The following is an 11508-nucleotide window of genomic DNA, read 5'->3' as shown; positions in this document are numbered from 1 at the left end:
CCGGGCCCGCGCCGCCGCCGCCCGCGCCGCCGAGGCCGCCGCCCGGGTGGACGCCAGCCGCGCCACGCTGGGCGGTGAACTGGAACGCGCCGAGGGGAACCTGGAGACTGCGCTGGAGGACCTGGCCGCCGCCCGCGAACGTCTGGAGGCGGCGACCCACGCCCGTCAACACGCTGAGGAGGAGTACGCGGCGCTGGCGGGCCGACGTTCGGACGCCCAGGCCCATGAGCGCCACCTGGGCGGCGAACTCGCCCGCCTGAACGCCAGCGCCCAGCCCCTGCGCCGCGAGCGCGAGCGGCTGGAGGGCAGCCTCAACTCCTACGCCCGCTACGGCGAGGGCGCCCGCAACGCCCTGCGGCTGGATCACCCCGGCATCGTGGGCTCGGTCGCTGACCTCCTCACCGTCCCCGCCGAGTACGAGACCGCCGTGACCGCCGCGCTGGGCCGCCGTCTGGAGCAGATCGTCGTCCACTCCGGCGAGGACGCCCGGCAGATCATTGAGGAACTCAAGCAGGTGGGGGGCCGGGCGACCTTTCTCCCGCTCGACCTGATCCGCGCCCGGCCCCGCCGCGACGGGCCGTTGCTGCGCGAGCCCGGCGTGATCGGCAACCTCGCCGACCTGTGCCCAGCCGACCCGCCCCTCGTCGGGGAGGCGGTGCTGGCCGACACCCTCGTCGTAGAGGACCTGCGCGCCGCCAACCGAATCGCCCGCGCGCACCAGGGCCGACCGCGCCTCGTCACCCTGGAGGGGGAGCTGCTGGAGGCGGGGGGCGCGATCACCGGGGGACGGCTGCGCGACGCGGGCTTCAGCGTCCTCGCCGACCAGCGACGTTTTCAGGAGATCGACGCCGAGCTGGAGGAGACGGACCGGCAGACGGCCCGCCTGCAAGCCGAGTTGAAGAAGGTTCAGGCCGCGCTCGCGGGAGACGCCGACGCGCACGACGCCCTCCTCGCCACCCGCGAACGCGCCGCCCGGGAGGAGCGCGAGGCCGAGCGGCGCGTGACCGAGCTGGAGGCCCAGGCCCGCAGCCTGGGGGCGAACCGCGACCGCCTGCTCGCCCACGTGAGCGCCGAGCCGTCCGCCGCGCCTCCTGCCGACCCCCTCGCCGATCCCACCGACCTCGAAGCCGCCCTCCTCGAAGCCCGCACCCAGGCCGAGGAACAGCGGGCCAACGAGCGGCAGGCGTTGGAAGCCCTCGCGCTCGCCCGCGAACTCGACGCGGCGTGGCGAGCCTTCCGCACCGCCCGCACCCGCGCCGCCGACCTGCGGGAGCGCCTGAACGCCAATGCCGAGGCGACCCAGGCTCAGGAAGCCCACCTCTCCGGCGCCGCCGCCGAGGTCCAGAGGCGGGAGGCGGCCCTGGGCACCCTCGACGAACACGAACTCCCCCGCGCCGAGGGGGAACGGGACGCGGCGGCGCAGGCGTACACCTCGGTCATCGGCGAGCAGAACAAGGTCCGCGCCCGCCTCGAAGACCTCCGGCTCCTGATCGCCCGCCGTGAGGGCAGCCTCGAGCCCCTGCCCGACGGGTGCAGCCCACCCGGCACCCCCCGCGAGTGGACGGCGGAGCTCAGCCGTGCCCGCGCCGACCTCGACTCCCTGGGCCCCGTCAACGCCCGCGCCGAGGCCGATCACGCGGCGGAGAGCGCCGAGCTGGGGCGCCTGAGCGACGAACTGGGCGACGCCGAGGGAGCCGCCGCCGAACTGCGCGCCCACCTCGCCGAGCTGGAGGAGACCGAGGGCCGCGCCACCCGCGCCGCCTTCGACCGGGTGAACGCCGCCTTCCGCGCCTATTCCGCCGAACTCCTGGGAGGTCAGGGCGACCTCGAACCCGAGCATGACGAGACCGGGCGCCTGACGGGGTTGCGCCTCGCCGTGCAGCCGAAGGGCAAGCGCACCCGTTCCATGAGCCTGCTCTCCGCCGGGGAGCGGACGATGGCGGGCCTGGGCTTTCTCTTCGCGCTCAACCACGCCGGAGGAGAAGGCCGTGCTGGTCAGGAGGAGGCGGGCAGCCTGCCCCTCGCCGTGCTGGACGAGGTGGACGCGCCCCTGGACGAGGCGAACATCCGCCGCTTCACCGCCTTTCTGGAGCGCTTCTCGGCGCGCGGGGCCCAGTTCCTGCTCGTCACCCACCAGAAGGCGACAATGGAGGTGGCGCACGCGCTATGGGGCGTGACGACGGACGCCACGGGGGCGAGCCGGGTGCTGAGTATCCGTCAGGCGGAGGAAGTGGTGGGCGGGAGGCGCTGAGCGGTGGGTTGGCGGCTGCCCCGTGCCCTGCCCGTGCTTGACCCTGGCCCCACCAACTTCACAGCCCGGCCCCGTACGGTGGGTAGAGCGCCACCCCCAGGAGGTTTTCCATGACCAAGGACACCAGCCCCCTCGGCAAGTCTGTCGAGGAGATCGAGCGCGACAGCGGCAACCGCGACCCCGAGCGCAACTCGGACGGGGAAGGCGCAACGCAGGAAAGCGGGATCATCCCGCCCACGGGCCTGAGCGGCACGGGCGGGACGGTCGCGGGCACCGGCCTGAGCGTTCCCGTGATCGCGACCGTGGACCGCACCGGGCAGGCGGACGGGGACGAGAACACTTAAGCGTTTGTCCTCCTCTCCTCGCGTGTGTTTTCCTCCACGGTGAGAGGGGGTCGCCAGCTCGGGGCCGGGTTCCCAACTACCGCGCGCCCGTGAACGCGTCTTGAAGCGTGTTGCCCACCTGCGCGATTGTCCAGGCGAGGAACACGCTGAAGGCCACGAGGCCCGCCGCCCCCAGGGCGAGAGCCGTCTGCCGACCCCGCGTGAGGGCCTGATCTCCCGCCCGGCACGCCTGAAGAGCTGCGTCCGGGCCGAGGCGGCGAACGTCCGGCACGGCGACGGCGGCGGTCGAGCACTCCGGAAAGGTGACGTAGGCCGTGTCGGGGGTCTGCGCCGTCACCTCACCCAGGGGCACCAAGGCGCTCGACAGCCGGTAGCCGCCGGAGATGCTGACGACCCGGGCGGAGGGGACGTCGGCGGTCAGAGAAACCTGAGTGGACGGCACGCATGAGGACAGCAGGACGGGGACGAGCAGAAGCCACAGGCGAGCGTTCTTCACGGGGAGCAGTAGACCACCTTGACGGGCTCGGTGTGGCCGCAGATGCCCCCCACAGGCGGTTACGGGTCGAGCGCCTGTCTCAACAGCGCCTGCCCGATGGCACCCGCACCCCACGGGAGGACGCGGGCATACTCCTCGGTCGAGACCATCGTTCGGTGCTGCGTTTCCATCGTCGGTGTGAACGGGTGCAGGCCGACCCGCGCCCGGAAGCGGAGCTGGGAGTACGGCTGAGGCGTCAGCCCCTCGACGCGTTGTGCTCCTAGAAATCGGCAATCCAGCACCTCGGCGCACGCTTCCTCCGCGACCTCCCGCCGCAGCGTCTCCTCCCACGGCTCACCGTCCTCGGGTTTGCCTCCGGGAAGACTCCATGCCCTTCCGTCCCGCGAGACGAGGACGATCTGCCCGCCCGCCGTGAAGCACAGGCCGCTGACCTGTGTCACCGTCTCGTGCGAACGGGGCCGGTAGCCGGGCAGCCAGGTCAGGCGGACGGGTCGGCCCTCCCAGGTCGTCTCCTCGCGGACGGTCTCCCTCACCCGTCCAGCCGCTGCACGCTGCTTCCGGCCACGCTCTTCGTGACGATCAGTCGGCTGGGCAGCCGCTCGGACAGGCTCTCGACGTGCGTCACCACGCCCACCATGCGGCCCTGGGTGCGCAGGTTCTCCAGCGCGTTCGCCACCGCCTCCAGCGCCTGCGGGTCGAGGGTGCCGAAGCCCTCGTCCAGGAAGAGGGCCCCCAGAATCTTGTTCCCGGCGAGGTAGTCGCTCAGGGCGATGGCGAGCGAGAGGCTGGCGAGGAAGGTCTCGCCGCCGGATAGGGTCTTGACGGCCCGCGTCTCACCTGCGTTCCACAGGTCCTGCACCACGTACTCGCCGTCTTCGAGCGCGAGGCGGTAGCGCCCGTCGCTGATGTCGAAGAGAAGGGTGCCCGCCCCGGTGAGGAGCCGCGCCTCCACCTCCGCGAGGAGGTACTGCTGGAACTCGTTGGCCTTGAGGGTGTTCGCCAGGGTCTGCCAGGTGTCGAGCCCGTGGGAAACCTCCTTGGCCTCCCGCTCGATCTCGCCCCGGCGCCGCAGCCGCTCGCGGGCCCCGCGTTCCTGCTCGGCGAGGCTCCCCGCGCGCTGGCGGGTGTTGCTCAGGGCCGCGTCGGTGGCGGTGAGGTCGCGCTCAGCCTGCCGCAGGTTCGCCGGGTCGAAGGGCTCCACCCCGAGCTGCCGTTCGAGTTCGGTGAGGCGGGCCCGCAGTTGCTCGACCTGCGCGGCGTGGGTGCGCGCGGCCTGCTCCAGCGCGGCGATGTCCGCCTCGGGGAGACCGGCGGCGCGGGCCTGGGCGGCAGTCAGGTTCAGGCTGGCGAGGGCGTCGTCGAGGCCGGCTTGGGCCACCTCCGCCTCACGGGCACGGGCATCGGCGGCGCTGCGGGCGGAGGTCAGAGTTGCTTGAGCCGCCGCGTGGGCACTCTGGGCACGGGCCAGGGCGGATTGCGTCTCGCTCAACCGGGTGCGGATGGTCTTGACCTCGGTGAGGAGCCGTTGCCGTTCCCGTGCCGGATCAGCCCCCGCCGCCCGCACCCGCCGTGCCAATCCCGCGAGCAGGCGCAGGGCGAGGTCGTGGGGGTCGCCCGAGATGTTGACCTCGAGCTGGCGCAGGTCGGCCTCCCGCTGTTTCAGGGCCTCCTCCCAGTCGGCCACCTCGGCGCGTTTGGCCTCGATGGTCTTCTTGCGGGCGGCGAGTTCGGCCTTGAGTTCGAGGTAGCGGGTGCGGCGCTCGGTCAGCGTGCGGTCGAGGGCCTTCACCCGCCCCTCCAGCGCCTCCAGATTCACGGCGGGGGCGGCGGGCAGCGTCCGCACCGTCCCCTCGCACAGCGGGCACGGCTCGCCGAGGTGGAGGTGGGCGCGGTACGCCGAGAGCCCCGCCTCCCGCCTGGCCGCTTCCAGCTCGGCGTTCGCGGCGTCGAGGTCCGCCTTCACGTTTCGGCCCTCGCGTTCTACCCGGCCCCACTCGAGCGTTTGATCGGCCTGCAACTGCTCGTCGGCGGCGAGGCGGGCCTTCTGGGCGGTGAGTCCGGCCTTCTCCGTCTCCAGTTGCACCCGCTCGCGGCGCAGGGTGTCGAGCTTGGTGGCCGCTTCCTTCGCGGCGTGGTGCGCGTCCTCGTCCCAGGGCAGGGGGGAGGCGTGGGTGGTCTGGGACGTCGCGCCCGCACGCTTGAGCCGGGCCACGTCCGCTTCGGCTTCGCGCAGGGCGCCCTCGCGGGTTTCCAGGTCGGGGATGCGGTCCTCGGCGTCCTGGGCGGCCTGCAGACTCCGGTCGGCGGCCTCCACCGCGCGCCGTGCCGTCTCCTCCGCCTGCACCGCGCGCTCCAGCTCGCCCGCTTCCCGACCCGCCGCGATTCGCGCCCGCTCCGCCGCGTCGAGGAGGGGGAGCACGCCCGCCACCCGCCGTGCCCGCTCGGCCCGCTTGGCGCCCTCGCGCACACCCTCGGCCCGCGCCTCCAGGGTGCTCAGGCGACGGGTGGCGTCCTCACGGGCGGTCCACACCCCTTCCAGCGCGCGTAGGCGGTTGACCTGACTTTGAAACCGCTCGCGCCCCTCCGCCAGCCGCTCGATCTCGCCGTCCACCGTCTCGCGCTCGGCGCGCAGGGCGGCCACCGCCTCCGGGGTCGCGCCCGCGTACTCCCCCTCCAGCAGGGCGTGGAGGCTGGTCGAGCGGTGCTTGAGTTCCTTGGCCCGGTCGCCCGCGAAGGTCTGCATGGCCTTCACGTGGTCGAGGCCCATCAACTCGCCCAGGAGGGCCTGCCGCTCCTTGCCCGTGCCGTGCAGCAGTTTGGAAAACTCACCCTGCGGCAGCAACACCGAGCGCGAGAAGGTGCGGAAGTCGAGCCCCACCACCCGGCGAATCCGCTCGTTGACCCCCTTGGTGCCCCCGTCGTTGAGGCCCACCCAGCGGTCGCCCTCCTTCCTCTCCAGGCGGACCTCGTTCTCGGCCTGGCGACGACCGCGCGACCGGGCCACCCGGTATACCTCACCTCCCACCTCGAAGATGAGGCTGACCGAGAGGCCCCGTTCTCCCTGCGAGATCAGCGCGTCCAGACCGCGCTCCCCCAGCCTCGGCGTGCTGCCGTACAGGGCGAAGGTCATCGCGTCGAGCAGGCTGCTCTTGCCGCTGCCCGTGGGTCCCACGAGGGCGAAAAGTTCGAGGTCGCCGAATTCCAGCGCGACGTGCTGCCGGAAGGCGGTGAAGCCCTGGAGTTCGAGGTGAAGGGGCCTCACTGCACCACCTCCGCCCGCTCCTCCTGCTCCTCCCCGCGCGCCGCCTCGTCCGCCTCCTTGAAAGCGGCCCGCAGGTCGTCGGGCAACTCGCCCCGGCGCTCCTGGTGGAACCGCTCGTACAGCTCGGTCAGGCTCAGCCCCTCGCGCTTCAGTTGCGGGAGGGCGAGGTCGTCCTGCACGGCTTCGAGTTCGACGGCGAGCGTGTTCGGCACCATCCGCAGCACCCGGTCCTTGAGCCCCGGCATCGCCGTTCCCGAGGGGGCGCGCACGACGACCTTGACGAGCCCGCCGAAATCCGTGAGCTTGCCCAGCCGCGCCTCCACATGCTCCAGGTCCACCTTCACCGTCCGCAACTCGCGCCCGCTCGCCAGGGGGATGGGAGTCACGCGGGCGGGGCGCCCGGCCTCCACCTCGACGAGGTTGACGTGCTTCTTCTCCCCGCCCTCCCCGAAGTCGAGCTGGATGACGCTGCCCGGGTAGTGCGCGAGCGGCATCTCGGAGGCGGGCTGCGGCTTGTGGACATGCCCTAGCGCCACGTACTGCGCCTCGGCGGGCAGTTGCAGCGGCGAGAGGGTGTAGGCGTTCGTGAGGTCGAACTGCATGGTGCGCTCGGAACCGCTGGGGACGGCGCCGTCCATCGTGGCGTGGAGCATCAGCATGTTGACCGAGCCGGGTTTGAAACCTCCCGCCAGTCGCCGCAGGAAGAAGCTCATCCCCTCGCGGTACTTCTGCCGCCACGCGCCCACGTCGCCGCCCATCACGTCCGCCGCCTTCACCAGCCGCCGCTCGGACAGGAAGGGGAGGGCGCCGACCGTCAGCGTCTCGCCCCCCTTCGTCTCCAGGGTGCGGATCATGTCGAGGGGGTTGCCCGTCGGCTGGGCGACGAGTTGCACGCCCACCCACCCCAGCAGGCCCGCCAGCCCGTGCAGCCGGGCGGCGGAGTCGTGGTTCCCCGCGATGACGACCGCCGGAATGCCCGCGTCGCGCAGCCGCAGGAAGAAGTCGAAGACCGCCGCCTCCGCCTCCGCCGACGGGTTCACCGTGTCGAAGAGGTCGCCGGACACCAGCACCGCGTCCACCCGCTCGCTCCGGGCCAGCCCCGCGATTTCCACCAGCGCCCCGTGCACCTCCGGCGTCCGGTCGAGGCCCCTCAGATTCCGCCCGGCGTGGAAGTCCGCCGTGTGAAGTACGCGCATCACGAAAAAATAGCACGGGGACGGGGTTAGAGGCGGTAAAACGCGACAGTGTTTGACAGAGAGGGCGCCAGTGATTATGCTACAGGCGTAATAGAGACAAGCCTCACGCTTCTCGTTCCACCCGCAAGGAGCCGTCCATGCCCACTCCCCTCTACCGCCACGGTGACGTGTTCTTGCAGGCGACCCTGCCGCCGACCGGCCCCCTCCACCTCGCCCCGCACCTGACCCTGGCGCACGGCGAGCTGACCGGCCACACGCACCGCATCGCGGAGACGCACGCGGCGCACCTGTACGACGGCTCGGGGCCGCACCGTTACCTCCACGTCACCGCCGCGCACGCGACCCTGACGCACGAGGAACACGCGCCCATCCGCCTCCCCGCCGGGTGGTACCGGGTGTGGAGGCAGCGCGAGTACACGCCCGGCGCCGTCCGCGTGGTGCTCGACTGATGTTCCGGGTGGGGAGCGGCGGGCGGCTGATCTCCGCGCCGCGCCGGGAAGGGCCGAGGGAGGAGCGGGTGGCGGTGAATGTCCAACCTGTTCCCGTGGGTCGGCCCACCCGTTCGCCTGCCGGGGTGCCCACTGTCACCCCCGAGCAGGCGCGCACCCTCCTGCGTCGCGGCCCGGTTCCCACCGCCCTGCACGTCGACGGCCCCCTGAACCTCAGCGGATCCGCCTGGCTCCGCGCCCTGCCCGAGTGGCTGCGCTGCACGGTCCTGAACGTGAACGACTGCCCCAACCTGAGTGCCCTTCCCACTGACCTCCAGGCAGATTCTCTCAGCGCGCGGAACACCCCGGCCCTGCACGAGATCGACGGGAGATGGAGTGTCCGGGATGGGGTGGACCTGAGCGGAAGTGGGGTACGGACGCTGAACGCCGACGTGCGGGCCTTGCGCCTGAACCTGGGCAACTGCCGCGACCTGACCCGGCTGGAAGGGCAGATCAGCGTCGGCCACCTCGACGTGAGCGGCTGCGCGTCCCTGACCACCCTGGGCGCCGACCTCCACGTCACCGGCTCGCTCGAACTCGCGGACAGCGGGTTGACGGCCCTCCCGCCCGGCCTGCGGGTCCGGTTGCAGTGGCGTGGCGTGCCGGTGGACGCCCGCGTCGCCTTCCGCCCCGACACCATTGCGGGCCGCGAGGTGCTCCTCACCCGCAACGTGCAACGCCGCCGCGTGCTGCTCGACCGGATCGGCGTCGAGCGCTTTCTAGCGGAGGTCGGCGGCCTGATCCTCGACCGGGACCGAGACGCTGGCGGCGAGCGGCAACTCGTGCGGGTGCCCTTCGACGACGACGAACCCCTCGTCGCCGTGCTTGTCCGCTGCCCCTCGACGGGGGGCCGCTATGCCCTGCGCGTCCCGCCCCACATCCGTACCTGCGCGCAGGCGTTGGCATGGACGGCGGGACTGGACCCGGGCGACTACCACCCCCTGCGGGAAGCCTGAGCACCCCCGCCGGTTCAATCGAGGTTGTCGCTCTTCCATTCCCTGCCCGGTCAGAATGACGGGCAGACACTTCCCCTTTTCCTCCTAAGGAGACCCATGATCCAGGAACCCGTGCAGGTGGAGTACAGCTTCGGCCAGTCGCAGCTTGTCGAGGGGATGGCGGGAACGTCGGACCTCCTGATCCGCTTCCGGCTCCCGCGCACGGGGCAGACGCGCCGTCCTCTCAACCTGTCCCTGGTGATCGACCGCAGCGGCAGCATGGCGGGCTCGCCCCTCAAGCACGCCATCCGCGCCGCGCAGGCCGTGGTGGACGGGCTCGGCCCCGAGGACACCCTCAGCGTGGTCGTGTACGACGACGTGGTTCAGACCCTGATCGCCCCCACCCGCGTCACCGACCGGGCGGCCCTGAGGGCGCAGGTCGCGGGCGTCCGGGCGGGCGGCCTGACGAACCTCTCGGGCGGCTGGCTGCGCGGGGTGGAACTCGTGGCGGCGAACGCCGGGCCCGAGGTCGTCAGCCGGGTGCTGCTGCTGACCGACGGGCAGGCGAACGTGGGCGTCAGCGATACGAACGTGCTGACGAAGACGGCGGCCCAGAAGGCGGAAGCGGGCGTGGGCACGACCACCCTGGGCTTCGGGAGCGGCTTCAATGAGGATTTGCTGATCGGCATGGCGCGGGCGGCGGGTGGGAACTTCTACTTCATCCAGTCCGCCGACGACGCCGCCGACGTGTTCGGGATCGAACTCCAGACGCTCAAGGCCGTCGCCGCCCAGAACCTCACCGTGACCCTGAGTCCCGCCCCCGGCGTGAGCGTGGCAGACGTGCTCAGCCTGCACCGCCGGGGCGCCGACTCCCTCACCCTCGACCTCGGCGACGTGTACGAGGACGAGGACAAGCTGCTCGGCCTGAGCCTGAACCTGCCCGCGCTGTCCGCCGGAACTCACCCGCTGCTCGGCCTGACTTACCGCGCGGATGCGGTGCGAGACGGAGCCATCGAGACGCTGACGGGCAGCGTGGACGTGCAGGCTGTGGCCGCGCCGCTGGGGCCGGACCTGAGGAGCGACGTGGGCGTCACCCTCGACCTCGCCCGGCTGCGGATCGCCCGCGCCAAGGAGCGCGCGGTGGACCTCGCGGACACGGGAGACGCGGCGGGGGCGGAGTCCACGTTGCGGACCCTCGTCGGTGAACTGCGCTCGGCTGGCCTGCACGAGCACTTCGAGATCGCCGAGGAGATCGAGCAGCTCGAACACTACGCCGCCCGCATCGCGTCCCGCCGCCTGGACGGCGACTCCCGCAAGGAACTGCGCGACCAGTCCTTCCAGGGCCGCGCCCGCTCACGCGCCGACCTCCTCGGGCGCGGCGTGACGGTGGACGCCGCCGCCCTCGCCCTGCCCGTCGTCACGGATTCTGCGGGCGGCGTGGAACTGCTCTGCGTGCGCGACGGGGGCCGCCTGCGGGTGAAGGTGGAGGCGGACGGCATGGGCGGAGGCCTGAACGTCCAGTTCCCCCGTGCCCTGCGCGCCGAGGGGGCCCGCTACGTGGTGGACGGCCTGGAGACGAGTGCCGACGGCTCCTTCTACCGGGTGACGGGCGATATCCGCCGCGTGGTGCGCCCCGGCGAGAGCGATCCCCTGGCGGGCGTGCGCGGGGGCTCCGGTGCCTCCCACGCCTTCTCCGCTCCCCGCGCCAGCAAGCCGCCCGTCACCCTCGCCGACCTGGAAAGCACGGACACCGTGGGCTCGGGCGTGCTCGTGCAGTGCCTCAAGGACGGGAGCAAGCTGCGGGCCCGGGTGGTGTCGGACGGCTTCCACCCCGACTGGAACATGCGCTTCCCGCGCGGCCTCCGGGAGGACGGCACCCTGTACGTGGTGGACGTGGTGAATACCGCGCCGGACGGCAAGTCCTACATCGCGTCCGGCACCATCCGCCGCTTCGTGCAGCCGAGCTGAGGGCGGGGCTACACCTCCAGCCGCTCCGGGAAACCCGCCGGGAGCCCCGTCGCCGCCAGCCGCGCCCCCACCCGGTCCACGAAGACGAGCAGGTTCGTCCCCTCGGGGTCGAGCTTGCTGGGGGAGAGGATGGCGTCGAAGTGCTCCGACTCGAAGGCGGCCCGCCCGAGCCGCTGGGTGGGCGCGTCCTGGCCCCGGCCTGTCAGAACCTGCCAGTCCCCGGTCAGCTCCTGAAGGTTGGTGCCCAGCCGCCCCTGCACGGCTTCGCCCCTGAGGTCCAGCACGCGCTCAACCCTCAAGGGGAAGTCGAGGCAGGTCACGCCCCGCACCTCGTCCGCGCTCGGTGACTGGCGATACTCTTTCTTCGCCAGTTCCGGACTCAGCGACAGGTAAAGGGCTCTGAACGCTCCCTCCCGGCTGTAACGCCCGTCTTTGGTCAGGTTTCGCAGGGCACCCGCCACGTCCTCCACCGACACGCCTTTCACGCAGCGGAAGGCGGTGCCCTCCCAGGTGGTGGGAGCGATGGTTTGTAAGGCTTGCGAGAGTGCGCCGTTCTTGAGCATGGGGA

10 protein-coding genes are annotated in these 11508 nt (G+C 72.1%); 5 read left to right on the top strand and 5 right to left on the bottom strand.

All coding sequences use genetic code 11. The features are described 5' to 3' along the window. Both A7B18_RS17865 and A7B18_RS17860 read left to right on the top strand, forming a co-directional pair. On the top strand, positions 1-2251 hold a 2251-nt coding region (locus A7B18_RS17865; RefSeq protein WP_102128058.1), incomplete at its 5' end, for a coiled-coil domain-containing protein. Positions 2252-2361: 110 nt separating this feature from the next. Beyond that, positions 2362-2595, top strand: coding sequence for a hypothetical protein (locus tag A7B18_RS17860; RefSeq protein ID WP_102128057.1), 234 nt, complete (start codon positions 2362-2364; stop codon positions 2593-2595). Between the two features lie 76 nt (positions 2596-2671). Here A7B18_RS17860 and A7B18_RS17855 read toward each other — a convergent pair whose 3' ends face one another. The 4 genes from A7B18_RS17855 to A7B18_RS17840 are packed head-to-tail and all read right to left on the bottom strand — an operon-like array spanning position 2672 to position 7549. Continuing rightward, on the bottom strand, positions 2672-3091 hold the full coding sequence (locus A7B18_RS17855) for a hypothetical protein (RefSeq protein ID WP_102128056.1): 420 nt from the start codon (positions 3089-3091) through the stop codon (positions 2672-2674). A 59-nt stretch (positions 3092-3150) separates the two neighbouring features. Continuing rightward, on the bottom strand, positions 3151-3624 hold the full coding sequence (locus tag A7B18_RS17850; RefSeq protein ID WP_102128055.1) for an NUDIX hydrolase: 474 nt from the start codon (positions 3622-3624) through the stop codon (positions 3151-3153). Next, positions 3621-6353, bottom strand: coding sequence for an AAA family ATPase (locus tag A7B18_RS17845; protein WP_102128054.1), 2733 nt, complete (start codon positions 6351-6353; stop codon positions 3621-3623). Before A7B18_RS17845 ends, A7B18_RS17850 begins: the two co-directional genes overlap by 4 nt. Continuing rightward, on the bottom strand, positions 6350-7549 hold the full coding sequence (locus A7B18_RS17840; protein ID WP_102128053.1) for a metallophosphoesterase family protein: 1200 nt from the start codon (positions 7547-7549) through the stop codon (positions 6350-6352). The genes A7B18_RS17845 and A7B18_RS17840 overlap by 4 nt, the downstream gene beginning before the upstream one ends. 137 nt (positions 7550-7686) lie before the next feature. Between A7B18_RS17840 and A7B18_RS17835 the strand changes: the two genes are divergently transcribed. The 3 genes from A7B18_RS17835 to A7B18_RS17825 all read left to right on the top strand — a co-directional run bounded on the left by A7B18_RS17835 (position 7687) and on the right by A7B18_RS17825 (position 10940). Further along, positions 7687-7998: a hypothetical protein gene (locus tag A7B18_RS17835; RefSeq protein ID WP_102128052.1), complete on the top strand. Its 312-nt coding sequence runs from the start codon at positions 7687-7689 to the stop codon at positions 7996-7998. Next, positions 7998-8993 carry a DUF6745 domain-containing protein gene (locus A7B18_RS17830; RefSeq protein WP_102128051.1) on the top strand — a complete coding sequence of 332 codons (996 nt, stop codon included), beginning with the start codon at positions 7998-8000 and terminating at the stop codon, positions 8991-8993. Before A7B18_RS17835 ends, A7B18_RS17830 begins: the two co-directional genes overlap by 1 nt. 96 nt (positions 8994-9089) lie before the next feature. Continuing rightward, positions 9090-10940 (top strand): vWA domain-containing protein, encoded by a 1851-nt coding sequence (locus A7B18_RS17825; RefSeq protein WP_102128050.1) that lies wholly within the window; start codon positions 9090-9092, stop codon positions 10938-10940. A gap of 8 nt (positions 10941-10948) precedes the next feature. Here the strand turns inward: A7B18_RS17825 and A7B18_RS17820 are convergent, their stop codons facing one another. Then, positions 10949-11503: an RES family NAD+ phosphorylase gene (locus A7B18_RS17820; RefSeq protein ID WP_102128049.1), complete on the bottom strand. Its 555-nt coding sequence runs from the start codon at positions 11501-11503 to the stop codon at positions 10949-10951. Positions 11504-11508: the final 5 nt, after the last annotated feature.

The sequence above is a fragment of the Deinococcus planocerae genome, assembly GCF_002869765.1.
Taxonomy (GTDB): domain Bacteria; phylum Deinococcota; class Deinococci; order Deinococcales; family Deinococcaceae; genus Deinococcus; species Deinococcus planocerae.
Note: the sequence above shows the minus strand (reverse complement) of the source record. Positions and strands in the feature narration are given on the sequence as shown.